This window comes from Cellulomonas sp. C5510 (assembly GCF_019797765.1).
Classification (GTDB): domain Bacteria; phylum Actinomycetota; class Actinomycetes; order Actinomycetales; family Cellulomonadaceae; genus Cellulomonas.
Window position 1 is genome coordinate 1,596,255 of the sequence record NZ_CP081862.1, and the last position, 24,218, is coordinate 1,620,472.

Consider the following 24,218-nt stretch of genomic DNA (forward strand, 5'->3'; position numbering starts at 1 on the left):
GACCGGGCGCGTCAGTGGGTCAGTCGCAGTCGCAGGGCTGCACGAGGTGGCAGTGCACGCAGACCGTCACGGCCCGCGGCGTCGGCATCGGCCCCAGGCCGTCCGCGCAGTCGGTGTGAACCAGCCGGTCGTCGACGTACACGACGTCGTCGCCGGGGCTGATCCGCTCGCCGCACTCGGCGGCACACGGGCCCGGGTAGCGGGCGATGAACGTCCTCATGCAGCCTCCTTCGCCTTCAGCCCGTACAGCTCCGCAGCCGCGCGGGACAGGGTCATGAACTCGTCCTCGGACGGGTCGATCGCGCGCAGCCGCGCCTCGTCGGCCAGCCACTCACCGGCCTGGATCCACAACTCGCCCTGCGAGAGCGGCACCCAGGCGGTGTCACCGACCCAGCACCAGCCGTGCACCCGGTGGAGCACGGGCACATCGACCGGGTCCCTCCACTGCGGCACGAGGTAGCCCTGGCGGCGGGCGGCGTCCCGGTCGGACTCCACGGCGCCGTGGCAGCCCGTGGTTCCCGAGCCGCACAGCGTCAGCGCGTTGCTCGCAGCCGAAACGGCCGGGTTGCGGCTGCCGCCCATGCCCCGCGGTCGGCGGTGGTGCACCGACCACGCGATGCCGCGCGCCGAGAGGTCCACCGGCCGGCCGCAGCGCACACACGTCCCCCGGTCGCGCTCGACGACCCTGGCGACGGTCGCCCGCGTGAACCCCGTCACGGCTGCCCCACCGCCCCCGCCGCGAACTCCGCCCGCACCGCAGCGTTCAGCGAACGGCCCACGTCGAGGCGGTCCCGGAGCGTGCGGATCGACTCCCGGGCGGCGCGGACCTTCGCCTCGGCGATCTCCGCGTCGAGCTTCGCGTCCGCCGTCGCGAGGACCGCCCGCTGCTTGCGGGCGTCCATCGCGCCCTCGGAGGACAGGAACGACCGCGCGAACGACACCTCGAACCGCGACTTCGCGCGGACCGCCTCCTCGTCCAGGCGGGCGATCTCGACGGTCTTCGCCTCGAGCGCCCGGGCGAGGTCCGAGAGCTGCAGCACGACCTCTGTCGGCGTGGGCAGGCTCACGACTGACCACCTGCTGACACCGCGACGCCGCGGCGGGCGATCGCGGCCTTCTCCTCACGGGTCGCGCCCGCGGCCGCGGCCTCGGCGTAGAGGGAGCGCAGCGCGGTCACGTCGTCGAGCGCCTCGGCCTCGCCCGCCCAGTCTCGTGCCGGCGCGGCGGGCTCCTCAACGACTTCCGCGTCGACCGGCTCCTCGTCCGCCGGAGAGGGAGCGGGGGGCTGGACGATGTCCCGCAGACCCGCGACCCCTGCGCCCGTCGCGGGATGCTCGGGCTCCTGACGGTCGGCGTGCTGCAGCTCCTCCTCGACGTACACGCCGGCGAGGTCCTGCGGGAAAGCGAGCCGCCATGCCAGGGCCTCGGCGCACTTCGCGATCTGCCCTCCCGGGCGCTGCGCCCACATCGACGTCAGGTCACCGTTGCGCTTCGTCTGCGCGTACTCCTCGAACAGCGCCACCCCGGTGAACGGCTCACCGTCACGGGTGATCGTGATGCGAGCCGCGATCGGCGACCCCCACGCCTTCATCCACACCGGACGCCAGGACCCGTCCTCGTGCGCCCACTCCGGGGCGCTGACGGAGATCCGCGCCCGGGCGGCGTCCGCGGCGCGCCGGCCGATGAGCCGGTACCCGTCGATGCCCGTCTGGATGGTCTGCTTCGTCACCCAGCGGTCCTGCCGCTGGTCGTAGGTGTTGCGGCCGATCATGTAGATCTGCCTGGCGAACGGGTCGAGCTTCGTGCGCTTCGCGACGTGGAAGAACACGTCGAGGTCGTCCTCGTCCGCCCCGTCCACCCCGAGGTGCCGGAGCACGGTGACCTGCTGAGACGTGAACCGGGTCTGGTCGTCCGCGATGGTCAGGGCGGTCGACGCGCGCTCGGTCGTGGCGACGTCTGTGCTCATGCTGCGGCGCTCCTCTCGGTCAGCGGCGGAAGGGCGGCGGTGGACTTCGGCAGGCAGACGACGGAGATGCCGCCGCGGGCGCCCTGCCGGCGCGCGACGGGGACGTCCCCGCACTTCGCGATGCGGGCGGCGCCCATCTCCTCGCGCACGAGCGACACCACGCGCTGCCGCTCGGTCTCGGCGGCCTTGAGCGCGGCGTTCGCCGAGACGAAGTCGTGCGCGAGCTGCGGGTCGAGCTGAACGGTCAGGTCGCGGTCGAGGCCGTCGTACATGCGGCGGATCACCGCGAACGTTGCCGGGGACCCGTCCATCGGCGGCGGGACGTCACCGGAGAGCGACTCGTAGAACTCCCGGCACCGCTCGACCACCGCGGCGGCCACCGCCTCGTCGTACTCGACGACGAACTCCTCGAACTCCAGGAACGGGCCCAGGCGCGGCACGTACGCGATGCGGGCGCCGGTCATGAGCATCTGGAAGAACACCTGCAGCAGGTACCGGGGAGGGACCTGGTCGGTGCCGGGCTCGCCCCACTCGTCGTCCGGGCGGCCGACCGTCTTGGCCTCCACGACCGCCGGGGGAGCGACGGGACCCGACGCGAGGCAGTCCGGGGTGGCGATCGCCCACCGCAGGTCGTCGCGGGTCGCGACATGCTGGTCGTCGAACGTCGTGTACTCCGGGTGCCGGCGCCGCCACCACTCCAGGACCGCGGGCTCGAGAAGGTGCCCGCGCTCCTGCTCCGGGGTGGGGTCGCCCTCCACGCGGGGGACGTCGCCGCGCATCTCGTGCCACAGCGCCCGGGCCGAGGAGTAGCTCGGGTTCGCGACCCCGAAGATCGCCGCGACCTTCGACGCCGTGACGAGGCGCGTCCAGGCGGCAGAGCCCGGGGCCAGGTCCTCGCGGGTCAGGTCGCTCTCGGTGCCGAGGCGGATGGTGGTCATGCCGCCACCCGCCCGTCGGTGATCTCCACGCCGACGCCGTTCCCGTCGGACACCCGCTCGATCCACACCTGGTAGTCCTTCTCGACGGCCATCTGCTGGACGAGCGCGAGGTTCTCGGCGTCGAGGAGCGACCCGTCGAGGATCCGGATGACGCGGAGCTTCGGGTTCAGCGCCATCGCCATGGCGAGGGAGACGCGGATCTGCTCGGCGGACGACGCCTGGGAGAACGGCACCCCGCGGTAGGTGACGCCGTCGTCGTCGAACCCGAGGCCGTCGATCGGGAACGTCGCGGACGAGAGCCCGAGCTCCTTCTCGCGGTCGAGGGCGATGATGTCCGCCGTCCGCTGGTCGTATGCGTCCCGCGCCTCACGTGCGGCCTCGGCGACGCGCTCGCGCTCCCTGCGCGCCCGGACGGCGGCGTTCACGTCGTCGAGCGACGCGAGCCGCGCCTCGATCGACTGGGTGTCGGGCGGCTCAGGGAGTGCCTGGACGCGCCACCGCACCAGGTCCTCGGCCTCGATCGCCTCGTCCAGCGCGGCCTGCGCGGCGTCGAGAGCCGCCTGGGCCTGCTCGCGCCGCGACCGCGCCTGCTCGGCCTCTCGCGTCACGCGGTCGATGTCCGCGAGCACCGCGCGTGCCCCCTGGAGCTCCGCGACGACCTCGGCCGATGACACCTCCACCTCGGGGACGCCGTCGGGGACCGGGGGCAGGCTGGCGAGCTGCGCCTCGAACTGCCGGACGTCACGGCCGATGACGGTGCGCTCCTCGAACAGAGACGCGCGGCGCCGGTCGAGGTCCGCGGGGTCGAACGGCAGGTCCACGAGGGACAGGAGCGCGTCACGCTGCTCGCGGGCCGGCATCTGCGTGAACGCCAGCGGGTCGAACGACAGCCGCCCGACGAGCCCGTCCAGCAGCGACTGCGGAGACGAGAACCGGGCGCCGTCCGCGGACTCGACCTTGAGGGTCGACTTCTCCCCGGACCACGTCCGGGTCACGACGTAGTCGCCGAGGTCGAGACGGACCTGCGCGGTGTCCGCGCCGTCCCTCACCGGGCGGGCCGTGGCCTTCGCCGCCGTCCCGCCGCCGAGCGCGAGCCAGATCGCGTCGAGGACGGACGTCTTGCCGTGGCCGTTGCGCCCGGAGATGACCTGCACGTGCGGGTCGGGGGTGATGTCGACCGCGACGAGACGCTTCACGTTCTCGGCGGTCAGCTCGACGATCTTCACGCGATGCTCCTGGGGGTGGGGCCGACCAGAGACACCTGGACGGCGGGGTCGATCCGGGACCAGCCGGTGAGGATCTCCGTGGGCTGACCGGTGGTGTAGATGACCTCGCGGGTGATGGGGCGCCCGTCGGTGACGACGCCGGCGAGGGAGTGGCGGCGGATGAGGTCCGTGACCTCGACGCGGATCGCGGGAACCTGGGTCGTGGTGACGGTCGCGTCGAGGCCCGCCTGGGCAACCGCGTGTGCGACGTGCTCGCGGGCCGCGGCGAGACGCTGCTCGGGCGTGAGGTCGGAGAACGTCACAGCGCGCTCCCCGCCTTGGCCCGCCCCTGCGAGTCGGACTTCGAGTTGTTGCCCGCGGCGTCGTTCGAGGCACCGCAGCGCAGGCAGACCCACCACGAGCAGGTGGAGGACACGCAGTGCGCCCGGTTGTTCGCCTGCCGCTGGTAGTTGCAGTGCGAGCACAGGCGTCCGGCCCTGGGGTCGACGGTCTTCACGCCGCACCCCCGAGGTCGCCCCACCCGTAGTCCTGGTGCTCGTACGGGTCGAAGGGGTCGTACGGCTCCTGCTCCCACAGGTCCTCGACGAGCTCCGCCTCCTCGGCGTCCAGGTCGCGGTCCTCGGGGCCCTGGGCGAGGTCGTCGAGCATCATGAGGTCACCCCGATGCCGAGGGCGGCGAGCGCGGCGTCCACGCGACGCTCCGCGTCGAAGGTCGCCTTGCACTCCGGGTCCGTGCACTCCAGCCGGTGCAGCGCGTCGATGGCGCGGGCGCGCTGCTCCGCAGTCACCGTCGGGACGGGCGGCGTGGCGAACGGCGGCTGAATCGGGGCGCTCACGGGGTCACCGGCTTCCCGTCGACCTGCACGGTCCCGGTGGCGAGCGCACCTCGCAGGAGGTCGTCCTGCCGGGCCGCCTCCACGCGCGCCGCGCGGGCCGCGGCCGCCTCGTAGTCCGCCTCGGCCAGGCCGTTCGGGTCCAGGGCGGCGCGCCCGCGGGCGGACAGGGCGCCGCGGACACGCTGGGCCGCGCGGGCCAGGTGCCCGCTCACGCCGCCACCTCCGAAGGGCCGACCGCGAAGTGCTCGCGGTGCGCGACGACGTTCGCGGCCATCGCCGGAATCGTCCGGATGCCGTGCCTGCCCAGCGGCGCGTCGTACAGCGCCCGGGTGATGGTGCGGAGGCTCGCGCCGGCGCCCGGCGCCTTGGCGTGAGCGGTGAGCTCGCGGAGGTTCTGCGTCGCGGTCTGGGTGCTGATCCGCAGGTGCGCGGGGCGGCCACGGCGCGACGGCCAGACCTTGGCGGCGGGGTAGCGGTCGATCAACGTCGGGGACAGCGGCGGGCGTCCGCGCCCCCACTGCCTCACCGCCTCCGGGTACGGGACGTGCTTCGGGTCCATCGGGGTTCTCCTTGGTCAGGAAGGCTGGGTGTCAGGCCGCGGGCGCGGTCTGGTGGGAGGCGAGGTACGCCTCGACGGCGGCCTCGGTGAACCGGTACGCGGCGGTGCGGCCGCGTCCGACGCGGACGGAAGCGAGGTCCCCGCGGCGGGCCATGACCCGGACGGTCTCCGGGTTGATCTGCAGGACCTCGGCGACCTCGTGGACCGTCAGGAGCGCCTTCACGACGCCACCGCCAGCGCGCGCGAGGCGTACCGGTTGACGAAGTAGGTCTGGCCCTTGCCGGTGACCTTCGGGGTCTTCGAGATCGAGACCCGGCCGTCGGAGTGCGTGACCGCGGTCTCCTTGATGCGGAAGAGGCCGAGGTTCATCGACTTCTGGGTCGGCATGTTGTGGTCGGTGCCCTCGCGGCGGATCAGGTACCCGTCGCGCCGCAGCCACGCGAACAGCCGGACCGCGCCGACGTCGACGCCATTGCCCTTGAGGATCTTCGCGAGGTCGCCGACGAGGATGTCGGTGTGCGACGTCGCGACCGCGTCGGCGAACAGGACCTTCGGGGCATCGGCCTCGACCTTGGCCTCGAGCGCCGTGCGGGACTCGACCTCGGCGGCGAGCGCGCGCAGCGCCGACGGGTAGTCCTTCGGCATCGCGTAGGAGCCGGTGCGGCGGATCTCCGGGAGGACCTCGTGCGTCACCCACCGCTGGAAGGCGCGGACGGCGTCTCGCTGCCGCTCGTCAGCCATGCGGCCGGTCTGGCGCTGAGCGATGGCCTGGTAGAGGCCAGGCTCGGTGATGACGGCGACCTCCTGCCGTCCGCCAGGGGTGGGCACGAGACGCCCACCCTTCTCGTCGTTGTCGAGCGAGCGGGTCATGTCCTTCGCCGCGGCGTAGCCGAGGATGCGTGCGACGTCGGTTGCGACGAACCAGGGCTCGCCGTGCTCGTCGGTGATGACGCGCACGGCCTGGCCGTGGAACGCGTGCTGGATCAGGTCGGTGCTCACGTCGTGCTCCTTGGTCAGGCCGCGAGGCGGACGAGGTAGGTCGGGACGGCCGCGGCGGACGCCGGCGGCTCCGGGTCGGGGGTCGGGTCCGGCGTCGGCGCACGGACCAGGACGAGGCGGGCCATCAGGCCGCGTCCTCGAAGTAGCCGGGCCGGATGATCGCGATCGGGCGGACGCCCAGCACCTCCACGGCCCGCGTCAGGAGCCGCGGGGTGAGGCGCTTGCGCCCGGCCTCGATGTTGGAGAGGTACGCGTAGGAGATGTCCATCGCGGAGGCGCACTCTCCGAGCAGCAGTCCCCGGCTCTCCCGGATCGTCCGGAGCGTCTCGCCGATCCGGACCCACTCCGGGTCTAGACCGACCGGGTTGTTCTGGTTCATGCCACGGACACTACGGAACATCAGGGAACACGTCAACGGTCACTGGGGAAGTCGTCACCCATCTGCGCGTTAGTGCAGGTCAAACACCCCTGCAGTCCGTGAATCACACCGGTGTGTTCCCGCGAAGTGGCCCTGTGTACGGCTGTGGCCTGGTTGATGTTCCCTGGTGTTCTGTCACACAGTTCCATCCATGACGACCAAGCGAGGACCACCATGGCCGGCCTTGAAGACGTCCAGCGCGCCATCAACGCCGAGCTCGCTCGGCTGGGCATGACGCCTGGTCAGTTGGCCCGAGAGATCGGCATCGACCCGGGAACGCTCACCGACCTCCTGTTGGGAGCGCGTAAGCCCAAGTCCCCGACCCAAGGCAAGATCGAGCGCTACTTCCAGTGGCCGGCGGGCACCATCGCCGAGGTGCTCGCCGGACGGGGCACTCTCCCCGATGTCAGTGCCACGTCAGACACTCCAGATGGCGTGCTGCTGGACATCGACCTGTCGGACCTCCCCGAGCGCGATCGTGAGCTCGTGATCGCCGCGGCGAGGCTGAAGGCGCTCGAAGTGGCGCGAGAGGTTCGTCGAACGATGGGGGAGTGAGTGACGTACAGCCCATGGGCTGACGCCGCGGAGCGATACCCAGACGTCCTGATCCACCGGTGCGACCTCGCACCCGCTCAGGGCGCCTGGGTGTCCTCCGAGCGCGTCGTACTGCTCGACCGCTCCCTGGACGCCCGCGGGCGGCGTTGCGCACTGGCACACGAGCTCGTGCACATGGACCGCACCCACCGGCCGCAGGGCGGGTGGTTCGGCCGACGGCAGGAGCTCGAAGCCGACAAGATCGCCGCGCACCGACTCCTCGACGACGTCGAGGCGATCGCCGAGGCGCTGTGCATCCATCCGCTCGACCCGGAGATGGTCGCCGAGCACCTCGGCGTCACCGTGCCGGTGCTGCGGCGCCGCCTCTCCGCGCTCACCGATGCCGAGCGCGACCACATCCAGGCGCGGATCGACCGAGAGGAGCGGGGCGCGTGAACGGCCTGACGGACACCGAGCGCGCTGTGCTCGACCTCGAGTCCCGGGTGTGGAAGTACGCCGGCGCGAAGGAGGACGCGATCCGCGGCCTCGGGCTGACGCCGGTGCGGCACTACCAGGTGCTCAACGGGTTGCTCGATCGTGCCGATGCATGGGAGTACGCACCAGCGGCGCTCGTCCGAGCGCGCGCGGTACGGGACAGGCAGCGCCACCGACGGCGCGTCGCGGTGTAGAGGGGGGCAGCGATGGTCTGGGTCGTCGTCGGCATCACCGTCTTGGTGATCGCGGTGATCGCGTACTTCGGGCGGGAGCGTCTCGCGCGAGAGTTGGCGGAGATGCAGCGGACGCCGACCTCGGGCAAGCCGAACGGTCAGTACACCGAGGCGGAGATCCGAGGGGCACAGTCCAAGGGGCCGGCTCGCGCGAAGACGAAGGCCGAGCCCCCGCGGCTCGACACCTCGGACGGAGCGCCGCGCTGCCCGAAGTGCGGGGGCGTCCAGTTCAAGGCGCGCCGGACGGTCGGGCAGCGGATGAAGGTCGGCACGGCAACCGTGATGACCGGCGGCGCGGGCGGCTTGGTCGCGGCGAAGGCGGTCAAGCAACGAGTGCAGTGCATCACCTGCGGCACGTTCTACGCGCGGATCGCGAAGGGGGAGAGATGAGCACGCCTGTTCGTCCACGGATCGACCACTCGAGGTACGCGCGGTCCACGGGGATGGTCGTGACCGGAGTTCTGCTGCTCGTCGCGGGCGGGGCGTCTGCGGTCATGGGCAGCCAAGCGGCCATCTCAAGCTCGATGTCCCTCTACGGGAGCCGCGACGCCGGATCTGGGTTCTTCATCTTCGCTGCCCTCGCCGGCTTCGTCGGGCTCATCGTCCTCGTCATGGGCCTGTCCCAGATGACCACCAACATCGACCTCACCGCGCAGTACGTCGCCGAGGTGATGCGTCGCCAGGAGACGGGCGACGACCCGGCGTCAACCGCAGGGGAAGCCGGTGGGGGGCGGCGAGTGACTTCGTCTGCCGCGCGGGCGACGGAGCCGGAAGCGGTGACCGGGGAGACCCGGCGATCGCGCCGCGACCAGTAGGAGGTAGTGCGTGGCGCACGTCGAGGGCGGGACCGATCCGATGACAGTGGTTGGAGACAGAATGAGCGCATGGCGAGGTCGAGAGTGAGCGAGGAGTTCACCGTCCTGTACGACGGGCCCGCCTTGGCGACGCACCGCATGAGCGTGAGGGACCTCGCGCCGGCACTGCTCGGGTTCGCGGACGCCGTCGAGCGCGCCCAGCAGATCATCGCCCCGGACTACCCGGTACGCCTCGAGGTCCAGGCCACCGAGGCGGCATCCTTCGACGTCAACCTCATCCTGCGCGACCTCCCGGAGCTCTATCGGCAGGCCGTCGCGGTCTTCTCCGGCCCAGAGGTCACCGCGGCTCTCGCCGTGAAGGACATCGTCGGCGGGGTGATCGGTGCTGTGACGATCGCCGTGCTTCGCCTGCGTCATGGAGGCAAGCCGACTGCGGCGGCGGTACCGACGACGAGCGACACCGACGTTCCACTCGTCAGGCTCACCTTCCCCGACGGGACGGTCTTCGAGACCACCAACGCCTCCTGGGTCGTCTACCAGGACGGCCGCGTCATGATCGGACTGCGCGACGCCGTCAAGCCCCTCGCCGACGAGGGCGTGGAGACCTTCGCTATCGCCCACCGCGGGACGACCACGGTCGTCGAGTCCAGCGACCGAGCGGCCTTCGATGTCGCAGGACCCGACGAGACGGTTCTCCTCGACCGAACCGAGCCGATGATGCTGCAGCCCATGGACATCACGTTCCGCCGCGGCGGGAAGTGGAAGGTCAGCAACGGCCTCTCGCGGTTCTTCGTTCGCGTCGAGGATCATGCGTTCGTCGACCGCGTCGAGAAGGGCATCGAGCGCTTCGGGAAGGCAGACATCATCCACGCCCAAGTGCGGACGGTGCAGACGCGAACACCGGAGGGCCTCAAGACCGAGTACACGATCGTGCGGGTGGTCGACCACATCGCTGGCGGCGAGCAGCTCACCCTCGAGCTCGACGGCAACTGACCCGTGGCGCACGTCGAGGACCGCTGGATGGTCCCCGGCCCGACCGGGCGGAAGGTCAAGGGCCCCCGCCACGGGCAGGGCTCGAGGTGGCTGGCCGTCTGGCACGAGGTCGACGGCCGCCGCCGCAAGCGTGCCTTCCGGACGAAGGACGCCGCCGAAGCACACCTCGAGACCGTCGGGGTCGAGCTCCGGTCCGGGACGTACATCGCCCCCGAGCGCGCCGCGATCACCCTGCGGGACATGGCCGAGCGGTGGTACGACGAGCAGGTCCACCAGCGGGCCACGTCCCTCGCGGTGGTCCGCCGGCGGCTGGACCGCACGATCCTGCCGACCCTGGGGGACAAGCCGCTGTCCGCGATCGACCGCACGACCATCCAAGCGGCCGTGACTGAATGGACGAAGTCCCTCGCGCCAGCGACCGTGAGGGTCGCGTACATCTACCTCGCCGGGATCTGCTCCCTCGCGGTCGAGGAGCGCCGCATCCCGACGTCACCGTGCCGGAAGATCAACCTCCCGGCCATCGAGACCCTCCCTGTGGTCCCGATGACCGTGGTGCAGGTCCAGCACCTCATCGACGCCCTGTGGAAGCCGTACCAGCGCATGGCCGTCCTCGCAGCGGCGTCTGGCCTCCGCTCCGGGGAACTCCGTGGCCTCACCTGGGACCGAGTGACGCTCACCGACTTCGGTGCGCAGATCCGCGTCGACCGGCAGATGACCTCCACGGCCTCCTCCCGCCCCGCGTGGGGGCCGCTGAAGACCGACTCGTCCGTCCGCACCGTGTCGATCGGGAAAGCCACCGCAGACGCCCTCGGCGACCCCGGGACGGGCCTGGTGTTCACCACCGGGCAGGGGCGAGCGATCACCCGCGGCATGGCGTCCACCGCGTGGCGTGCGGCCGGCGCCAAGATCGGCCTCGAGGAGGGGACAGGGTGGCACGAGTTGCGGCACTTCCACGCGTCGGTCCTGATCGCAGGGGGAGCGTCTCCTGTGGCGGTCGCGCACCGGCTCGGGCACAAGAGCCCGCAGGAGACCCTCGCCACGTACGCCCACCTGTGGGTGGATGATGAGGAGCGGATGCGGGTCGCGTCCGACGGTCTCGTTGCGCTCCCAGCGGACTGAGAGCCCCCACAGAGCCCCCACGGCCGCATCGCAGCAGGTCAGAAGCACCTTCCGCGGAACCCGGCGTACCGGCCAGCTCATCCGCACCGCTGTGGCGCCCAAGGCACGTCGGCTCGGCCGACAGCCGAGGTCGCGCGGCACAGCGCACCGATCTCCCTGAAGAGGTCGCAGTGTGGTTGGTTCACCCACGTCTGGTGTGACGTCGCAGTCTGACCGCTGCCCACCCGGCGCCGACTAGGAAGACCACCCCGGCGGTGGTCCGCCACCAGGCGAACGGCTGCCAGGTGATGAAGAGCACACCCCACAGGGCGAGACCGGCCAACGTCCACGGCGACGGTAGCGGATCGTCTTCTCGGCTCATGGCGCTCATCACCGTACCCGGCACGTCCGGGAAGCGTGATCCCGAGCCGCGAGGACGCCCCGGGAGGGCCGGACGGCCGCTCAGACGTACCTGCGAACAGCCGTCCGGACCTCGTCGGCGTGGTGGTAGATCTCTTCGAGCGTGTCGATCGGGTGCCGCGTCTCGACCTTCTCCTCGTCGAGCAGGCCCAGGTACTTCTGGCTCGTGTTGAAGTGCAGCCTCGCGATCGGCTTGCGGTTGTTGTCGTCGAGCAGGACACCGAAGTACGACTTGGTGTCCCTGGCGACGATCCGGGACGCGGGGACCTCGCTGCATCCGATGGCGCGGATGATCTGGAACGCCTCGAGCTCCTCGAGAGTCGTCACGACGCCGCGGTCCTGGCTGTTCTCAGCCTCGGCGATGCTCTCCTCCGCCGCAACCTCGCCGGTGATGGCCTCAGGTGCGGGCGAGAAGCCGTTCGCCTGGGTCCCGAGTGCCGCCTTGAGTCGTTCGTTCACCTGATCCGCGAGGAACTGCTTCGACGCCTTGCGCACGAGCGGACCGAACTGCTCCCGCACTCGCTGGGTGATCGGGCCGTCGTACACACGCGTGATGAGCAGCCGCATCCAGTCGTCGCCGGGCTCGCGGAACTCCGCTGCCAGGACGCGCTTGAGGGCGCCGACGTACTTGAGCTCCTCGGCCGCGCTGACGATCGAGTCGAGGTCGAAGAACTCTTTGCCCATCTTCTCGACCTCGGGGAACACCGAGGGGTCGAGGTCGGTGAGGTCCAGCTGCAGGAAGGGCTTGTCGTCCATCCGGTTCGGGCGGTCGAGGTCGGTGAAGAAGTGGTACTGCTCACCGTTCGTGAGGATGGCGATGCGTGCGTTCGTGGTGGCGAAGTAGCGGAAGAGCTGCGAGGCGTGGCTCAACGTCAGCGGCGAGCCCACGGTCTTGCACTCGATGAGCATCTGGACCTCGCCGTCCTTGACGACGGCGTAGTCGATCTTCTCGCCCTTCTTGATACCGACGTCCGCGGTGAACTCCGGAACCACCTCCTGCGGGTTGAACACGTCGTACCCGAGGACGAGCGCGATGAACGGCATCACGAACGCGTTCTTCGTCGCCTCTTCGGTCTGGATGGAGGGCTTCTGCTGCTCGACCTTGCTGGCGAGGGAAGCGAGCCGCTCGCCGAGCTCGACGGCCCCGGCGCCTTTGCTCACGGACATGTGCCGGATGCTAGTAACCCGCGGAGGTGGTCGAGAGCGCCGTGTGGGTGAATCACATCGGGGTTCTCCGGCCGTCGCTGTCGCCGCGGCGCAGTGTCATCCGGCCCTCCGCAGCCGTGGGAGACTCCTCTCCCCGACTGGAGGTGCCCCGTGCCCGAGATGGACGACCGCGACGAGACGTTCGCGTTCCTGGACGCGTTCGCCCGTGAGGCCGCGGAGCGTGTCGGGGTGCCGACCGAGTGCAGCATCATCCTGCGCCAGCGCGACCTGCTGCAGTACGTCGCGAGCAGCGGTGAGCGCGCCGCGGAGTGCGACCGGGTGGAGGTCGAGCACGCGGACGGGCCGTGCGTGACGGCGTTGCAGCAGCTCCGGGGGGAGCTGGTGCTGGACATCGCGGCGGACGAACGGTGGCCGGCGTGGCGGACGATCGCGCTCGAGCGGGGGTTCCGGTCGGCGGCGGCGCTGCCCGCGCTGGTGGACGCCGAGTCGACGCTCGCGCTGAACCTCTACGCGGACGTCGTCGACCCGTGGGACCGGGAGACGCTCGTCGCGATGGACCGGTTCACGCAGGAGATCGCGGAGGCCGTGCGGACCCAGGGCCTCGTGCTCCCGGTGCAGGAGCCCGACCGCCTGCCCTGACGGGGACAGCCGGGTGCGGCGTCCCGGGTGGCGCGGACGTCAGGACGCCCCGAACACCAGCAGGCCGGAGTACCGGTTGCCGACCTTCACGATGCCGATGCCGATGTACGGCGCGTCGAGCATGGCCGCGCGGTGCGGCGCGGAGTTCTGCCACTGGGTGGAGAGCCGGTCGCCGGCGGTCGGGGTCTGCTGGGGCGGTGCGGTGGGACGTGCCGGCGTCCTGCGCCGGGCGGGAGCTGCCGCCGGGCGGGCGGCCCGCCGGGATCGTAGCCTGGGATCACCGGCCCGACGAAGGAGCTGTGATGACCGACAGACTCTTCCGGATGACCCGGATCGCGGCGGACGAGGCGGCGGACGCCCGCGGCGTCGCGGAGCTCGCGGAGAAGCTCGCCCACGACCCGAGCGCGCGCTACGAGGGCGCCGTGCCCGACGTCGTGGGAGCCGTCGAGCGCGGCGTGCTGTCGTGGGGCGCCCGTCCGGGTTCGCCGCGCGAGCACCACGCTGCGGTGACGCTCGAACGCCTGGCCTGAGCCGTTCCCGCGGTCGGGCCGAGCCCTGAGCCGTGCCGCGGTCAGCCCGCGCGCGGGCCGTGCCGGCTCCCCGAACCGCACCCGCGCGCCTCAGCCGCACACCCGCGCGCCTCAGCCGCACACCCGCGCGCCTCAGCCGCACCCGCGCGCCTCAGCCCGCGCAGGCGCGCCGCCGCACGTCCTCGGCCGGCACCCACACGGCCCCGGTCATCACGCGCAGGTCGGCGATCCGCACCCGCACCAGCGTCCGCGTCCACTCCACGGCGACCGTGTCGAGCCGCTCGGCCCCGGTCGCCCAGCGCAGCGTGACGGTCACGGGGACGGGCCGGTCGACGTCGTGGTGCTCGCCGGGCGGCACGGGCAGAGCGTTCAGCAGGGGGACGGCGGCGCGGAGCCGGGCCATCCCGCCCGGCACGGTCTGCGCGAGGTCCACGACGGCAGTGTCCGGCAGGGGGCAGGTCGGGGCACGGCGGGGCGCCGTCGGGGTGCGGGTGATCTCCGGTGGCACCATGGGGGCGCGCCACGACCACGACCGGAGGACCGCATGGTGACCGCCACCCAGCCCGATGCCACCGTGCACGCCGTGCCGATGACCGTTGAGCACGCCGACGCGGTGCTGGCGGTCTTCGCCGAGGGGATCGCGACGGGTCACGCGAGCTTCCAGGCGGAGCCTCCGACGTGGGAGGAGTTCGACGCGGGTCACCGGGAGGACCTGCGGCTGGTCGCCGTCGACGACGCCGGGTCGGTCCTGGGCTGGGTGGCCGTGAGCCCCGTGTCCGGGCGGTGCGTCTACGCGGGGGTCGTCGAGGCGTCGCTGTACGTCGCGTCGGCGGCCCGCGGGCGTGGTGTCGGGCGGCTGCTGCTGGAGGCGCTGCTGGACGCCGCCGCGGCGGCCGGGGTCTGGACCGTGCAGTCCGGCGTGTTCCCGGAGAACGCCGCGAGCCTCGCGCTCCACGCGGCTGCCGGGTTCCGCGTGGTCGGGCGGCGTGAGCGGCTCGGGCTGATGTCCCACGGCCCGCTGGCGGGGCGGTGGCGGGACGTGCTGCTGCTCGAGAAGCGGCTGTAGCGGGAGGCCGACGGCTGCGCCCGTCCGACGGCGCACCAGTGACGGAGGTCCTGCCGTCACGCCGCAGCGGGAGCCACTCTGGACCGGGCTGGGCGACCCGGGCCTCGAGCGAGCAGGGGGGCATGGATGACCGGACGGCGGCTGCCGCGCATCGCAGCGCTCAGCGGACCCGAGGCGGGCCGCGCGCGCCACGTGCTGGTGCACTCGCCCGTGCACACCGGGGCGGACGCGGTCACGTGGACCCTGACGCTGCTCGCGGAGGACGACGTCCCGCTCGCCGAGAGCCGCACCTCCGCGCCCGACTACCCGCTCCCGCTGGCGGACATCGCCCAGGTGCACCTCGACGTGGTCGGGCTCAGCACGACCGGGCCCTGGGTGCCCCAGCCGAGCGAGGACGGTGCTCCGCGGTTCCGCGCGCCCGTCGGCGCGACCCGGGCGCCGCGCGACGTCGCATGAGTCCGTGGTCCGGGCCCCGGATCGCCGGTGCCCCGCGCCCGGGGACCGGGGCGGGGCACCTGGCGGCTCGGAGGTCAGTGCTTGAAGGCGTCCTTGACCTTCTCGCCGGCGTCCTTGAGATCCGCCTTCGACTGGTCGGTCCGGCCCTCGGCCTCGAGCTGCTCGTCGTCGCTCGCGCGGCCCGCGCCCTCCTTGGCCTTGCCGGACACCTTCTCCGCGGCGTTCGCGATCTTGTCGTCGAGTCCCATGAGATCCTCCTTGCGCTGCGGTGACCTGGCTCTTCGACGCTAAGCCGGGACCGGCCCGCCCGCATCCCGAGCGGCGTCCTCCGCGGCGATCACCTCCGCGAGCTGCGAGGGCGTGCTGCGCAGCAGGCAGAACTCGTTGCCCTCCGGGTCCGCCAGCACGCACCAGGTGACGTCGTCGCCCTGACCGACGTCGACCGGGACGGCACCCAGGCCCAGCAGACGGTCCAGCTCGGCGGCCTGGTCGGAGCCGTCGGGCGGCCGCAGGTCGACGTGCAGCCGGTTCTTGACCTGCTTGTCCTCGGGGACGCGGAGGAACAGCCACGCCGGCGCGGCGCCGTCCGGCGGCTCCAGCGCCACCTCGTCCTCGTCCTCGTCGACGCGCCAGCCCAGCACCTGCTCCCACCAGCGGGCGAGGGCGAGCGGGTCGCGCGCGTCGATGCAGAGCTGGCTCACCACGAGTCCCATGCGGGGACCGTACGGCCGGGCCCCGGCCCGCGCACGCCGTGCGGGGCCGGGGCGGGGTGGATCAGGAGGCGGTGCCGCCGGCAGCGGCCCGGGCGGCGCGGGAGGCGAGCGCCGCGGCGCCGACGATCCCGGCGGCGTTGCGCAGCTGCGCGGGCACGATCGGGGCGCGCAGGTGCAGCAGCGGCAGGAACTTCTCGTGGTGCTTGCTGACGCCGCCGCCGACCACGATGAGGTCCGGCCAGAACAGGTCCTCGATGACGCCGAAGTAGCGCTGCAGCCGTTCGGCCCACTGCTCGAAGTCGAGGCCCTCGCGGTCGCGCGCCGCGTCGGAGGCGCGGGTCTCCGCGTCGTGGCCGTCGATCTCGAGGTGCCCGAGCTCGAGGTTCGGCACGAGCACCCCGTCGACGACCATCGCGGTGCCGATGCCGGTGCCGAGCGTGCAGACGAACGTCACGCCGGACGTGGACCGCGCGGCGCCGTACAGCGTCTCGGCGTACCCGGCCGCGTCGGCGTCGTTGACGGCGAGCACCGGGCGCCCGACCGCCTCGCCGAGCACGTGCTCGATGTTCGTGCCGATCCACGACACGTCGACGTTGGCGGCGGACCGCGCGACGCCGTGCTGCACGACGGCCGGGAACGTCACGCCGACCGGGGTGTCGTCCGGCAGGTCGAACCGCCCGACCAGCTCGGCGACCGTCTCCGCGACGGCGGCGGGGGTCGCGGGCTGCGGGGTGGGGATGCGGACGCGCTCGGCGGCGAACTCGCCGGTCGTCAGGTCGACGGGGGCGCCCTTGATCCCCGAGCCGCCGATGTCGATGCCGAACGCCCGCGGGGCGTGGGGGGAGGTGTGCGCGCTCATGGGAGTGTGAGGATCTCCGCTCCGGTGTCGGTGACCAGCAGGGTGTGCTCGAACTGGGCGCTGCGGCGCAGGTCGGCGGTGACCACCGTCCACCCGTCGTCCCACGTCGTCCAGTCGGGGGTGCCGAGGTTGAGCATCGGCTCGATGGTGAACACCATCCCGGGCTCGATGACCCGGTCGTACTGGGGCGCGGCGTCGTAGTGCGGGATCACCAGCCCGGAGTGGAACGCCTCGCCGACGCCGTGCCCGGTGTAGTCGCGCACCACGCCGTAGCCGAAGCGGGCCGCGTACTTCTCGATGACGCGGCCGATGACGTTGACCTCGCGCCCGGGGCGCACGGCCTTGATCGCACGGGTCAGGGCCTCCTGCGTGCGCTCGACCAGCAGCCGCGACTCCTCGTCGACGTCCCCGACCAGGAACGTCGCGTTGTTGTCGCCGTGCACGCCGCCGGTGAACGCCGTGATGTCGACGTTGACGATGTCGCCGTCCTCGAGCACGGTCGAGTCGGGGATGCCGTGGCAGATCACCTCGTTGACCGAGGTGCACAGGGACTTCGGGAAGCCGCGGTAGCCGAGCGTGGACGGGTAGGCGTGGTGGTCGAGCAGGAACTCGTGCCCGACGCGGTCGAGCTCGTCCGTCGTGACGCCCGGGGCGACGTGCCGGCCGACCTCGGCGAGCGCCTGCGCGGCGATCCGTGCGGCGACCCGGATCCGCTCCACGACCTCCGGCGCCACCACGTCGCTGCCGGTGTAGGGCTCGGGGGCGGGGCGGTCGACGTACTCGGGGCGCGGGAGGGACGCGGGGACCGGGCGCCGCGGGCCGACCCGGCCCGGGACGAGCGCCGGCCTCGGCGCGTGGACGGACGTCATGCCTGGCAGTCTACGAAGCGACGGCCCGCACGCCGACCGCGGGCCCGCGCACCGAGGGAGGTCGTCGTGGCCGACGAGTTCTACTACAACACCGAGACCGGCCAGGTCGAACAGGGCAAGCAGTCGACCTGGTCGCACCTCATGGGCCCGTACCCGACGCGCGAGGCGGCGCAGCACGCGCTCGAGAAGGCGCGCGCCCGCACCGAGGCGTGGGACGAGGAGGACCGCCGCGAGCGGTCGTGACCCGACGGGCGCCGCGCCGCCGGCGCTCAGCCCTCCGGGGCCGCGCCCGTGAGCCGCGCCGCCACCTCGGCGACCGCCTCCGCGTCGCCGACGATCTCGAAGTGCATCTCGTCGACCCGCCCGTCGAAGTCGCCGCCCCACGCGACGACGGGCGCGACCTCCGCGAGGATCGACCGGATCGCCTCGACCTGGTCCGCGGTGAACGTACCGGTGGCGCCGAGCGGGTGCTCCGTCGCGTTGAGGTCGATGGACGTCCCGGAGGCGTGGTTCGACAGCCGGTCCTCCTGGCCGTCCTCGCCCCGGACGGGCCGGTAGGCCCAGCCCCAGGAGCTCGCCACGTCCACGGGTTCCACCTCGGCGTCGAACCGCTGCGCGACGTGGTCCAGGACGGTCCGCACGTCGCCGCCGAGCAGGCGGCCGGTGACCCAGGGGGACACCTCCAGCCGCGGGTCGTCGCCCTCGTCGACGGCCGGCCAGCAGTTGAGCGACTCGGCGCGGTCCGGCACGCACGACGGTGCGACCAGCGCGGCCGGCGGGGCGGGCTCGCTGCCGCCCGCGATGCGCACGACCGCCACGACCAGGGCGACCACCAGGCCGACGACCGCCAGCGCCAGCACGCCCAGCACGACGAGCCCGCGGCGCGTGAGGCGCAGCGGCGGCGGTCCCGGGGGGCGACGGCCCGCGGCCGGGGCGTCGGGCCGTGGGCGACCGGCGGGCGCGCCCGGGCGGTCGGCGGATGGGCGGTCGGTCGGACCGGCCGGGGAGCGCGCCGCCCCGGAAGGGTCGACGGCGGTGTCGCGGCGCATGCGCACGAGGCTAGAGGGCGGGACGCGTCCGCGGCGGGAGCTCCGGGGTCCGCGGTGCGGCGCGCCGCGGCGACCGGCGCGCGGCGCCTCAGTGCCGCACGAGGTGCGCGACGACCGGGCGGTGGTCGCTCGTGCCGACGCGAGGCAGCACGCCGAATCCGGTGACACGCCAGACCCGGGCGTCGACCAGCACGTGGTCGATGGGCGCGGCGAGCACCCGGGGCAGGTCGGCGGGCCAGGTGCCGAGCCCGGCGGCGCCGGTCACCGCGGCCGCGTCCACGCAGGGTCCCAGGTCGGCCAGACCGGGGTGGTCGAGGGTGGCGTTGAGGTCGCCCGCGACGACCGCGCCGGGGGTGCTGCGGCAGATGTCGGCGACGCCCGGGACGTGTGCGCGCCACTGCGGCATCGAGCCACGCGACGACGGTGCCCGGGTGTGGACGGCCACGACGACGCCGGGCGCGGGCGGGGTGCGGTCGGCCGCGGTGCCCGCGCCGGGCTCCGTGGCCGCGCTCCTACCCGTCGCGACGGCCGCGAACGTGCCGAGGTCCGTCGCCGGCAGCCCCTGCGTGGTCGTGCGGTATCCGCCCAGCGCGTCCCGTAGCAGGACGGCGACCCCGTCGGCCCGCCGGCCCACCGCGTCCGCGGCGAGGGCGGTGGTGGGTCGCCCCGCGTCGGTCAGCAGGCGCGCGGCCTCGCGCGCCGTCCGACCCGACGTCTCGGGGAGCACGGCCACGTCGGCGTCCTGCTCCTGCACCAGCGCGGCCAGCTCGCCGGCCGTCACGGTGCCGAACGTGTTGAACGACAGCACGACGAGCTCGTCCGCACGCGCGGCGCCGGGGCCGTCGCCGTCGAGACCGCGTCCCGCCAGGACCGCGCCCTGACCGCCGGCGCCCGCGACCAGCAGCGCCGCGAGCGCGAGCGGGAGCCGCCGACCGGGCCGGCGCAGTCCCGTCTTCTCGGCGACCCGGGCCCAGCCGGCGACCGCGGCCAGCAGCACCGCCGCGGCGAGCACGAGCGCCACGGCGACCAGTCCGCGCAGTGCCACGAGCTGCACCCACGGCGCCCGGCCGGTGAGCCCGAGCCGGTCCGGTGCGAGGAGCGCGGCCACGAGGCCAGCGGCCACGGCGCAGGCCAGAGTGCAGGCCACCGTGCACGCCACCGTGCCGAGCACCCGCCGCCGCGGGGCCCGGGTGGTGTCCGGGCGTGCCGCAGCGGCGCGGGCGTCCGGCGCACCGGCCCCGTCCCTCGGTCGCTGGGGTGCGCCGCCCGGCGCCGGCGTGCTCAGCTGAGGAACGAGTGGTCGGCGTCGGGGAATTGCCCGCCGCGCACCTCGGCGGCGTACGCCCGGGCGGCCTGCCCGAGCAGCTCGCCGACGGGCGCGAACATCTTCGCGAACCGCGGCGACCAGTCGGACATGCCCGCCATGTCGGTCCAGACGAGGACCTGGCCGTCGCAGTCCGGCCCGGCGCCGATGCCGATGGTCGGGATCGACAGCACCTCGGTGATCCGCGCGGCGACGGGTGCGGGCACCATCTCGAGCACGACCGCGACCGCCCCGGCGTCCTGCACGGCGACGGCGTCCTCGGCGAGCCGCTCCGCCGCCTCGTCGCCGCGACCCTGCACGCGGTGGCCGCCGAGGGTGTTCTCCGACTGCGGCGTGAACCCCAGGTGCGCGACCACGGGCACGCCCGCGTCGGTGAGCGCCCGGATCTGCGGGGCCACGCGGGCGCCGCCCTCGAACTTCACCGCGTGCGCGCCCGCCTCCTTCAGGTACCGGGTGGCGGTCGCGAGCGCCTGGTCGGGACCGGACTCGTACGACCCGAACGGCAGGTCGGCGACCACCAGGGCACGCTGCGTGGCCCGTACGACGGCGCGGGTCGGCGGGATCATCTCGTCGACGGTGACGGGGATCGGTGACGGGTGCCCCAGCATCGTGTTGCCGATGGAGTCGCCGACCAGCAGCACGTCGATGCCGGCCTCGTCGAAGATCCGCGCGGTCGCGAAGTCGTAGGCCGTCAGCATCGTCAGCTTCTCGCCGCGCTGCTTGGCCTCCGCGAGGTGGTGCACCCGCACGCGGCGGACCGGAGAGGGGGCGGGGTGCTGGGACATCAGTGCTGCTCCACGGGGTCGCTGGTGGTGCCGGTGGCGCGCTCGGTGGCCTCCGCCGAGGCGGTCTCGTGGACCGGCTCGCGCCAGCGGGTCGTGATCGGCAGCCTACGGTCCCGGCCGAACGCCAGCGCCGTGACCTTCGGTCCGAGCGGGTACTGCCGCCGCTTCCACTCGGCGCGGTCGACCAGCGACAGCACCCGGTCGACGATCTCCGGGTCGAACCCGCGGTCCAGCAGCTCGGCGCGGCCCTCGGCGTGCTCCACGTACGCGTCCAGCACCTCGTCGAGCAGGTCGTAGGGCGGCAGCGAGTCCTGGTCCACCTGTCCGGGACGCAGCTCCGCGGACGGCGGCTTGGTGATGGAGCTCTCCGGGATCGGTGGGAGCTCCCCGCGGTCGACCGCGTGGTGGTTGCGCCAGCGGGCCAGCGCCCAGACGCGGGACTTGTCGACGTCCTTCAGGGGGGCGTAGCCGCCCACGGCGTCGCCGTAGATGGTCGAGTAGCCGACCGCGAGCTCCGTCTTGTTGCCGGTGGCCAGCACGAGGTGGCCCTCGGCGTTGGACAGCGCCATGAGGATGACGCCCCGCACCCTGGCCTGGAGGTTCTCCGCCGCGACGCCGTCCAGGGCCATCTCGCCCTCGAACGCGTCGACCATCGGCTTGATGGGCTGCACGCGGTAGTCGGCCCCGATGCGCTGCGCCAGGTCGGCGGCGTCGTCCTTCGAGTGGTCCGACGACCAGCGCGACGGCATCGAGACGCCCACCACCCGGTCGCCGCCCAGGGCGTCCGCCGCGACGGCGGCGACGAGCGCGGAGTCGATGCCGCCGGACAGCCCGAGCACCACCGACCGGAAGCCGTTCTTGCGGACGTACCCGGCGAGCCCCGTCTCGAGCGCGCGGTAGATCTCCTCGTCCGGGTGCAGCGGGGGAGCGACGTCGCCCCGCGCGGGCGGGGTGCCGGGCGCCGGGACGTCCCACACCAGGAGGTGCTCGACGAACTGCGGCGCCGACGCCAGCAGCCCGCCGTCCGGCCCGACGACGAACGAGCCGCCGTCGAACACCAGGTCGTCCTGGCCGCCCACCATGTTCACGTAGGCGACGGGCGCGGCGACCTCGGCCGCCCGCCGGCCCGCGAGCTCGGCGCGGATGTGGCCCTTGCCCTCCTCGAACGGCGAGCCGTTGATGACGACGAGCAGGTCCAGGTCGTCGTCGGACAGCTCCGCGACCGGCCCGTCCTGCCAGATGTCCTCGCAGACCAGCAGCCCGACGCGGCGCCCGGCGACGTCCACGACGGTCGGCTCGCCGCCCGGCGCGAAGATGCGGAACTCGTCGAAGACGCCGTAGTTCGGCAGGTGGTGCTTGTCGTAGCGCTGCAGGACGCTCCCGCCGCGCAGGACGACGGCCTGGTTGGTCGGGCGGGCCGGGGCGCCGTCGTGCTCGCGCGTCGTGCGTTCGCCGACCGTGCCCACGACCACCGTCAGGTCGCCGAGCCCGGCCTCCGCGAGCGACGCGGCGAGACCGGTCAGCGCCCGCTCCGCGCCACGGCGGAAGGACGCGCGCAGCGCCAGGTCCTCGATCGGGTACCCCGTCACCGTCATCTCGGGGAACGCGACGAGGTCGGCCCCGGCGTCGGCCGCGCGGCGCGCCCAGGTGAGGACCGCGTCGACGTTGCCGGCGAGGTCGCCGACGCAGGTGTCGATCTGGGCGAGGGCGACGCGCAGCGCGCGGGTGTCGTGCTGGTCGGGCATGCCGCGAGCCTATTCGGGCGGACCGGGCGCAGCCACCGGCCCCCGGCGGCGTGGTGCACCACCCCCGGCGGCCCCGGATCAGGCAGGATGTACCGCATGGACAGGCAGCAGGAGTTCGTCCTCCGCACGGTGGAGGAGCGCGACATCCGATTCATCCGGCTCTGGTTCACCGACGTGCTCGGGACCCTCAAGTCGGTGGCCGTCGCGCCCGCGGAGCTCGAGGCCGCGTTCTCGGAGGGCATCGGGTTCGACGGCTCCTCGATCGAGGGCCTGACACGGGTGTACGAGGCGGACATGATCGCCAAGCCCGACCCCACGACGTTCCAGGTGCTGCCCTGGCGCGGCGAGCGGCACGGCACCGCGCGGATGTTCTGCGACATCCTCACGCCCGAGGGTGAGCCGTCCCTCGCCGACTCCCGCAACGTGCTCAAGCGTGCGCTGGCCCGGGCGAGCGAGAAGGGCTTCACCTTCTACACGCACCCCGAGGTGGAGTTCTACCTGTTCGAGGCGCCCGCCGACCCGGCCCAGCCGCTCGTGCCCGTGGACCAGGGCGGCTACTTCGACCACGTGCCGCGCGGCACCGCGCACGACTTCCGGCGCGCCGCGATCACGATGCTCGAGTCGATGGGCATCTCCGTGGAGTTCTCCCACCACGAGGCCGGGCCGGGCCAGAACGAGATCGACCTGCGGTACGCCGACGCGCTCACCACGGCCGACAACATCATGACGTTCCGGACGGTCGTGAAGGAGGTCGCCCTGGAGCAGGGCGTGTTCGCCTCGTTCATGCCGAAGCCGCTCGCCGACCAGCCCGGTTCCGGCATGCACACGCACCTGTCGCTGTTCGAGGGCGACCGCAACGCGTTCCACGAGCCCGGCGCGCACCTGGACCTGTCGAGGACCGCGAGGTCGTTCATCGCGGGCCTGCTGCGGCACGCCGCCGAGATCACCGCCGTGACGAACCAGTTCACGAACTCCTACAAGCGGCTGTGGGGCGGCTCCGAGGCGCCGTCGTACATCTGCTGGGGCCACAACAACCGGTCCGCCCTCGTGCGGGTGCCGATGTACAAGCCCGGCAAGTCGAACTCCTCGCGCATCGAGTACCGCGGCGTGGACTCGGCGACCAACCCGTACCTCGCGTTCGCGCTGCTGCTCGCCGCCGGCCTCAAGGGCGTCGAGGAGGGGTACGAGCTGCCCGAGGGCGCCGACGACGACGTGTGGGAGCTGACCGACGCCGAGCGCCGGGCGCTGGGCATCGAGCCGCTGCCCGCGTCGCTCGAGGCCGCGATCGCCGTGATGGAGAAGTCCGAGCTGGTGGCCGAGGCTCTCGGCGAGCACGTCTTCGACTACGTCCTGCGCAACAAGCGCCAGGAGTGGGAGGAGTACCGCGCGCAGGTCACGCCGTACGAGCTGCGCCGCTTCCTCCCGATGCTCTGACCGCGCGTCCTGCCGCCCGTCGGCCGGGCGCTGGACGGCCGGCGCGCGGGTG

At 73.0% G+C, this 24,218-nt stretch carries 38 protein-coding genes; 13 read left to right on the plus strand and 25 right to left on the minus strand.

Annotated elements, in window-relative coordinates:
• Nucleotides 1–19 precede the first annotated feature (19 nt).
• The 15 genes from K5O09_RS07400 to K5O09_RS07470 all read right to left on the minus strand — a co-directional run bounded on the left by K5O09_RS07400 (nucleotide 20) and on the right by K5O09_RS07470 (nucleotide 6,903).
• The gene (locus K5O09_RS07400) at nucleotides 20–220 is read right to left on the minus strand and encodes a hypothetical protein (RefSeq protein WP_222172124.1); all 201 of its coding nucleotides are present in this window, start codon (nucleotides 218–220) and stop codon (nucleotides 20–22) included.
• The gene (locus tag K5O09_RS07405) at nucleotides 217–717 is read right to left on the minus strand and encodes an HNH endonuclease (protein ID WP_222172125.1); all 501 of its coding nucleotides are present in this window, start codon (nucleotides 715–717) and stop codon (nucleotides 217–219) included. Before K5O09_RS07405 ends, K5O09_RS07400 begins: the two co-directional genes overlap by 4 nt.
• Nucleotides 714–1,067: a hypothetical protein gene (locus K5O09_RS07410; protein WP_255596186.1), complete on the minus strand. Its 354-nt coding sequence runs from the start codon at nucleotides 1,065–1,067 to the stop codon at nucleotides 714–716. Before K5O09_RS07410 ends, K5O09_RS07405 begins: the two co-directional genes overlap by 4 nt.
• The gene (locus K5O09_RS07415) at nucleotides 1,064–1,966 is read right to left on the minus strand and encodes a recombinase RecT (protein WP_222172126.1); all 903 of its coding nucleotides are present in this window, start codon (nucleotides 1,964–1,966) and stop codon (nucleotides 1,064–1,066) included. The genes K5O09_RS07410 and K5O09_RS07415 overlap by 4 nt, the downstream gene beginning before the upstream one ends.
• Complete coding sequence (locus tag K5O09_RS07420) at nucleotides 1,963–2,904, minus strand: YqaJ viral recombinase family protein (RefSeq protein ID WP_222172127.1); 942 nt, start codon at nucleotides 2,902–2,904, stop codon at nucleotides 1,963–1,965. The genes K5O09_RS07415 and K5O09_RS07420 overlap by 4 nt, the downstream gene beginning before the upstream one ends.
• Entirely contained in the window at nucleotides 2,901–4,130 is a 1,230-nt protein-coding gene (locus K5O09_RS07425) for an AAA family ATPase (protein ID WP_222172128.1), read from the minus strand. Before K5O09_RS07425 ends, K5O09_RS07420 begins: the two co-directional genes overlap by 4 nt.
• Nucleotides 4,127–4,432: a hypothetical protein gene (locus K5O09_RS07430; protein WP_222172129.1), complete on the minus strand. Its 306-nt coding sequence runs from the start codon at nucleotides 4,430–4,432 to the stop codon at nucleotides 4,127–4,129. The genes K5O09_RS07425 and K5O09_RS07430 overlap by 4 nt, the downstream gene beginning before the upstream one ends.
• Nucleotides 4,429–4,626, minus strand: coding sequence for a hypothetical protein (locus K5O09_RS07435; RefSeq protein WP_222172130.1), 198 nt, complete (start codon nucleotides 4,624–4,626; stop codon nucleotides 4,429–4,431). Before K5O09_RS07435 ends, K5O09_RS07430 begins: the two co-directional genes overlap by 4 nt.
• Entirely contained in the window at nucleotides 4,623–4,781 is a 159-nt protein-coding gene (locus K5O09_RS07440) for a hypothetical protein (RefSeq protein WP_222172131.1), read from the minus strand. Before K5O09_RS07440 ends, K5O09_RS07435 begins: the two co-directional genes overlap by 4 nt.
• Nucleotides 4,778–4,966, minus strand: a complete 189-nt coding sequence (locus K5O09_RS07445) for a hypothetical protein (protein ID WP_222172132.1) — start codon at nucleotides 4,964–4,966, stop codon at nucleotides 4,778–4,780. Before K5O09_RS07445 ends, K5O09_RS07440 begins: the two co-directional genes overlap by 4 nt.
• Nucleotides 4,963–5,178, minus strand: coding sequence for a hypothetical protein (locus K5O09_RS07450; RefSeq protein ID WP_222172133.1), 216 nt, complete (start codon nucleotides 5,176–5,178; stop codon nucleotides 4,963–4,965). The genes K5O09_RS07445 and K5O09_RS07450 overlap by 4 nt, the downstream gene beginning before the upstream one ends.
• Complete coding sequence (locus K5O09_RS07455; RefSeq protein ID WP_222172134.1) at nucleotides 5,175–5,525, minus strand: hypothetical protein; 351 nt, start codon at nucleotides 5,523–5,525, stop codon at nucleotides 5,175–5,177. The genes K5O09_RS07450 and K5O09_RS07455 overlap by 4 nt, the downstream gene beginning before the upstream one ends.
• 31 nt (nucleotides 5,526–5,556) lie before the next feature.
• On the minus strand, nucleotides 5,557–5,748 hold the full coding sequence (locus K5O09_RS07460; protein ID WP_222172135.1) for a helix-turn-helix domain-containing protein: 192 nt from the start codon (nucleotides 5,746–5,748) through the stop codon (nucleotides 5,557–5,559).
• Nucleotides 5,745–6,524: a phage antirepressor gene (locus K5O09_RS07465; RefSeq protein ID WP_255596188.1), complete on the minus strand. Its 780-nt coding sequence runs from the start codon at nucleotides 6,522–6,524 to the stop codon at nucleotides 5,745–5,747. The genes K5O09_RS07460 and K5O09_RS07465 overlap by 4 nt, the downstream gene beginning before the upstream one ends.
• A 124-nt stretch (nucleotides 6,525–6,648) precedes the next feature.
• The gene (locus K5O09_RS07470; RefSeq protein WP_222172136.1) at nucleotides 6,649–6,903 is read right to left on the minus strand and encodes a helix-turn-helix domain-containing protein; all 255 of its coding nucleotides are present in this window, start codon (nucleotides 6,901–6,903) and stop codon (nucleotides 6,649–6,651) included.
• A 213-nt stretch (nucleotides 6,904–7,116) separates the two neighbouring features.
• On the opposite strand from K5O09_RS07470, the gene K5O09_RS07475 reads away from it, so the two are divergent.
• The 7 genes from K5O09_RS07475 to K5O09_RS07505 all read left to right on the plus strand — a co-directional run bounded on the left by K5O09_RS07475 (nucleotide 7,117) and on the right by K5O09_RS07505 (nucleotide 11,131).
• A complete protein-coding gene (locus tag K5O09_RS07475) occupies nucleotides 7,117–7,497 on the plus strand; it encodes a helix-turn-helix transcriptional regulator (RefSeq protein ID WP_222172137.1) in 381 nt (126 codons plus the stop codon).
• Complete coding sequence (locus tag K5O09_RS07480) at nucleotides 7,498–7,932, plus strand: ImmA/IrrE family metallo-endopeptidase (RefSeq protein WP_370635540.1); 435 nt, start codon at nucleotides 7,498–7,500, stop codon at nucleotides 7,930–7,932.
• The gene (locus tag K5O09_RS07485; protein WP_222172139.1) at nucleotides 7,929–8,165 is read left to right on the plus strand and encodes a DUF3263 domain-containing protein; all 237 of its coding nucleotides are present in this window, start codon (nucleotides 7,929–7,931) and stop codon (nucleotides 8,163–8,165) included. The genes K5O09_RS07480 and K5O09_RS07485 overlap by 4 nt, the downstream gene beginning before the upstream one ends.
• Before the next feature lie 12 nt (nucleotides 8,166–8,177).
• Complete coding sequence (locus K5O09_RS07490; RefSeq protein ID WP_222172140.1) at nucleotides 8,178–8,594, plus strand: hypothetical protein; 417 nt, start codon at nucleotides 8,178–8,180, stop codon at nucleotides 8,592–8,594.
• Complete coding sequence (locus K5O09_RS07495) at nucleotides 8,591–9,019, plus strand: hypothetical protein (protein WP_222172141.1); 429 nt, start codon at nucleotides 8,591–8,593, stop codon at nucleotides 9,017–9,019. The genes K5O09_RS07490 and K5O09_RS07495 overlap by 4 nt, the downstream gene beginning before the upstream one ends.
• Before the next feature lie 84 nt (nucleotides 9,020–9,103).
• Complete coding sequence (locus tag K5O09_RS07500; RefSeq protein WP_222172142.1) at nucleotides 9,104–10,012, plus strand: hypothetical protein; 909 nt, start codon at nucleotides 9,104–9,106, stop codon at nucleotides 10,010–10,012.
• Between the two features lie 3 nt (nucleotides 10,013–10,015).
• Nucleotides 10,016–11,131 (plus strand): site-specific integrase, encoded by a 1,116-nt coding sequence (locus K5O09_RS07505; protein ID WP_222172143.1) that lies wholly within the window; start codon nucleotides 10,016–10,018, stop codon nucleotides 11,129–11,131.
• 441 nt (nucleotides 11,132–11,572) lie between these two features.
• Here K5O09_RS07505 and K5O09_RS07510 read toward each other — a convergent pair whose 3' ends face one another.
• Nucleotides 11,573–12,697 carry a type I restriction enzyme HsdR N-terminal domain-containing protein gene (locus K5O09_RS07510; RefSeq protein WP_222172144.1) on the minus strand — a complete coding sequence of 375 codons (1,125 nt, stop codon included), beginning with the start codon at nucleotides 12,695–12,697 and terminating at the stop codon, nucleotides 11,573–11,575.
• 159 nt (nucleotides 12,698–12,856) lie between these two features.
• Between K5O09_RS07510 and K5O09_RS07515 the strand changes: the two genes are divergently transcribed.
• Complete coding sequence (locus K5O09_RS07515) at nucleotides 12,857–13,336, plus strand: GAF domain-containing protein (RefSeq protein WP_255596312.1); 480 nt, start codon at nucleotides 12,857–12,859, stop codon at nucleotides 13,334–13,336.
• Nucleotides 13,337–13,638: 302 nt separating this feature from the next.
• Nucleotides 13,639–13,866, plus strand: coding sequence for a hypothetical protein (locus K5O09_RS07520; protein ID WP_222172146.1), 228 nt, complete (start codon nucleotides 13,639–13,641; stop codon nucleotides 13,864–13,866).
• A gap of 151 nt (nucleotides 13,867–14,017) precedes the next feature.
• Here the strand turns inward: K5O09_RS07520 and K5O09_RS07525 are convergent, their stop codons facing one another.
• Entirely contained in the window at nucleotides 14,018–14,299 is a 282-nt protein-coding gene (locus tag K5O09_RS07525; protein ID WP_222172147.1) for a hypothetical protein, read from the minus strand.
• Nucleotides 14,300–14,410: 111 nt separating this feature from the next.
• On the opposite strand from K5O09_RS07525, the gene K5O09_RS07530 reads away from it, so the two are divergent.
• Both K5O09_RS07530 and K5O09_RS07535 read left to right on the plus strand, forming a co-directional pair.
• Nucleotides 14,411–14,932, plus strand: coding sequence for an N-acetyltransferase family protein (locus K5O09_RS07530; protein WP_370635542.1), 522 nt, complete (start codon nucleotides 14,411–14,413; stop codon nucleotides 14,930–14,932).
• Between the two features lie 126 nt (nucleotides 14,933–15,058).
• Complete coding sequence (locus tag K5O09_RS07535; protein WP_222172148.1) at nucleotides 15,059–15,388, plus strand: hypothetical protein; 330 nt, start codon at nucleotides 15,059–15,061, stop codon at nucleotides 15,386–15,388.
• Between the two features lie 74 nt (nucleotides 15,389–15,462).
• On the opposite strand, the gene K5O09_RS07540 is transcribed toward K5O09_RS07535, so the two are convergent.
• The 4 genes from K5O09_RS07540 to map form a co-directional block, all read right to left on the minus strand.
• The gene (locus K5O09_RS07540; RefSeq protein ID WP_222172149.1) at nucleotides 15,463–15,636 is read right to left on the minus strand and encodes a CsbD family protein; all 174 of its coding nucleotides are present in this window, start codon (nucleotides 15,634–15,636) and stop codon (nucleotides 15,463–15,465) included.
• A gap of 39 nt (nucleotides 15,637–15,675) precedes the next feature.
• A complete protein-coding gene (locus K5O09_RS07545) occupies nucleotides 15,676–16,101 on the minus strand; it encodes a VOC family protein (RefSeq protein WP_222172150.1) in 426 nt (141 codons plus the stop codon).
• 61 nt (nucleotides 16,102–16,162) lie between these two features.
• Entirely contained in the window at nucleotides 16,163–16,960 is a 798-nt protein-coding gene (ppgK, locus tag K5O09_RS07550; protein WP_222172151.1) for a polyphosphate--glucose phosphotransferase, read from the minus strand.
• On the minus strand, nucleotides 16,957–17,829 hold the full coding sequence (gene map, locus K5O09_RS07555) for a type I methionyl aminopeptidase (RefSeq protein ID WP_222172152.1): 873 nt from the start codon (nucleotides 17,827–17,829) through the stop codon (nucleotides 16,957–16,959). The genes ppgK and map overlap by 4 nt, the downstream gene beginning before the upstream one ends.
• A gap of 66 nt (nucleotides 17,830–17,895) precedes the next feature.
• Between map and K5O09_RS07560 the strand changes: the two genes are divergently transcribed.
• Nucleotides 17,896–18,072: an SPOR domain-containing protein gene (locus K5O09_RS07560; protein ID WP_222172153.1), complete on the plus strand. Its 177-nt coding sequence runs from the start codon at nucleotides 17,896–17,898 to the stop codon at nucleotides 18,070–18,072.
• A gap of 26 nt (nucleotides 18,073–18,098) precedes the next feature.
• Here K5O09_RS07560 and K5O09_RS07565 read toward each other — a convergent pair whose 3' ends face one another.
• The 4 genes from K5O09_RS07565 to K5O09_RS07580 all read right to left on the minus strand — a co-directional run bounded on the left by K5O09_RS07565 (nucleotide 18,099) and on the right by K5O09_RS07580 (nucleotide 22,732).
• A complete protein-coding gene (locus K5O09_RS07565) occupies nucleotides 18,099–18,878 on the minus strand; it encodes a M15 family metallopeptidase (RefSeq protein WP_222172154.1) in 780 nt (259 codons plus the stop codon).
• Nucleotides 18,879–18,966: 88 nt separating this feature from the next.
• Nucleotides 18,967–19,986 (minus strand): endonuclease/exonuclease/phosphatase family protein, encoded by a 1,020-nt coding sequence (locus K5O09_RS07570; protein ID WP_255596191.1) that lies wholly within the window; start codon nucleotides 19,984–19,986, stop codon nucleotides 18,967–18,969.
• A gap of 173 nt (nucleotides 19,987–20,159) precedes the next feature.
• Complete coding sequence (gene panB, locus K5O09_RS07575; RefSeq protein WP_222172156.1) at nucleotides 20,160–20,987, minus strand: 3-methyl-2-oxobutanoate hydroxymethyltransferase; 828 nt, start codon at nucleotides 20,985–20,987, stop codon at nucleotides 20,160–20,162.
• Nucleotides 20,987–22,732: an NAD+ synthase gene (locus tag K5O09_RS07580; protein WP_222172157.1), complete on the minus strand. Its 1,746-nt coding sequence runs from the start codon at nucleotides 22,730–22,732 to the stop codon at nucleotides 20,987–20,989. Before K5O09_RS07580 ends, panB begins: the two co-directional genes overlap by 1 nt.
• A 96-nt stretch (nucleotides 22,733–22,828) precedes the next feature.
• Here K5O09_RS07580 and K5O09_RS07585 point away from each other — a divergent pair, with 96 nt between their 5' ends.
• Nucleotides 22,829–24,166: a glutamine synthetase family protein gene (locus K5O09_RS07585; RefSeq protein WP_222172158.1), complete on the plus strand. Its 1,338-nt coding sequence runs from the start codon at nucleotides 22,829–22,831 to the stop codon at nucleotides 24,164–24,166.
• Nucleotides 24,167–24,218: the final 52 nt, after the last annotated feature.

What these genes read in the sequence shown, in the direction of transcription:
- K5O09_RS07400 (WP_222172124.1), bottom strand. Translation starts at nt 220, where the DNA reads ATGAGGACGTTCATCGCCCGCTACCCGGGCCCGTGTGCCGCCGAGTGC.
- K5O09_RS07415 (WP_222172126.1), bottom strand. Translation starts at nt 1,966, where the DNA reads ATGAGCACAGACGTCGCCACGACCGAGCGCGCGTCGACCGCCCTGACC.
- K5O09_RS07420 (WP_222172127.1), bottom strand. Translation starts at nt 2,904, where the DNA reads ATGACCACCATCCGCCTCGGCACCGAGAGCGACCTGACCCGCGAGGAC.
- K5O09_RS07440 (WP_222172131.1), bottom strand. Translation starts at nt 4,781, where the DNA reads ATGATGCTCGACGACCTCGCCCAGGGCCCCGAGGACCGCGACCTGGAC.
- K5O09_RS07455 (WP_222172134.1), bottom strand. Translation starts at nt 5,525, where the DNA reads ATGGACCCGAAGCACGTCCCGTACCCGGAGGCGGTGAGGCAGTGGGGG.
- K5O09_RS07470 (WP_222172136.1), bottom strand. Translation starts at nt 6,903, where the DNA reads ATGAACCAGAACAACCCGGTCGGTCTAGACCCGGAGTGGGTCCGGATC.
- K5O09_RS07475 (WP_222172137.1), top strand. Translation starts at nt 7,117, where the DNA reads ATGGCCGGCCTTGAAGACGTCCAGCGCGCCATCAACGCCGAGCTCGCT.
- K5O09_RS07490 (WP_222172140.1), top strand. Translation starts at nt 8,178, where the DNA reads ATGGTCTGGGTCGTCGTCGGCATCACCGTCTTGGTGATCGCGGTGATC.
- K5O09_RS07495 (WP_222172141.1), top strand. Translation starts at nt 8,591, where the DNA reads ATGAGCACGCCTGTTCGTCCACGGATCGACCACTCGAGGTACGCGCGG.
- K5O09_RS07510 (WP_222172144.1), bottom strand. Translation starts at nt 12,697, where the DNA reads ATGTCCGTGAGCAAAGGCGCCGGGGCCGTCGAGCTCGGCGAGCGGCTC.
- K5O09_RS07515 (WP_255596312.1), top strand. Translation starts at nt 12,857, where the DNA reads ATGGACGACCGCGACGAGACGTTCGCGTTCCTGGACGCGTTCGCCCGT.
- K5O09_RS07520 (WP_222172146.1), top strand. Translation starts at nt 13,639, where the DNA reads ATGACCGACAGACTCTTCCGGATGACCCGGATCGCGGCGGACGAGGCG.
- K5O09_RS07530 (WP_370635542.1), top strand. Translation starts at nt 14,411, where the DNA reads ATGGTGACCGCCACCCAGCCCGATGCCACCGTGCACGCCGTGCCGATG.
- K5O09_RS07535 (WP_222172148.1), top strand. Translation starts at nt 15,059, where the DNA reads ATGACCGGACGGCGGCTGCCGCGCATCGCAGCGCTCAGCGGACCCGAG.
- K5O09_RS07540 (WP_222172149.1), bottom strand. Translation starts at nt 15,636, where the DNA reads ATGGGACTCGACGACAAGATCGCGAACGCCGCGGAGAAGGTGTCCGGC.
- K5O09_RS07545 (WP_222172150.1), bottom strand. Translation starts at nt 16,101, where the DNA reads ATGGGACTCGTGGTGAGCCAGCTCTGCATCGACGCGCGCGACCCGCTC.
- ppgK (WP_222172151.1), bottom strand. Translation starts at nt 16,960, where the DNA reads ATGAGCGCGCACACCTCCCCCCACGCCCCGCGGGCGTTCGGCATCGAC.
- map (WP_222172152.1), bottom strand. Translation starts at nt 17,829, where the DNA reads ATGACGTCCGTCCACGCGCCGAGGCCGGCGCTCGTCCCGGGCCGGGTC.
- K5O09_RS07565 (WP_222172154.1), bottom strand. Translation starts at nt 18,878, where the DNA reads ATGCGCCGCGACACCGCCGTCGACCCTTCCGGGGCGGCGCGCTCCCCG.
- panB (WP_222172156.1), bottom strand. Translation starts at nt 20,987, where the DNA reads ATGTCCCAGCACCCCGCCCCCTCTCCGGTCCGCCGCGTGCGGGTGCAC.
- K5O09_RS07580 (WP_222172157.1), bottom strand. Translation starts at nt 22,732, where the DNA reads ATGCCCGACCAGCACGACACCCGCGCGCTGCGCGTCGCCCTCGCCCAG.
- K5O09_RS07585 (WP_222172158.1), top strand. Translation starts at nt 22,829, where the DNA reads ATGGACAGGCAGCAGGAGTTCGTCCTCCGCACGGTGGAGGAGCGCGAC.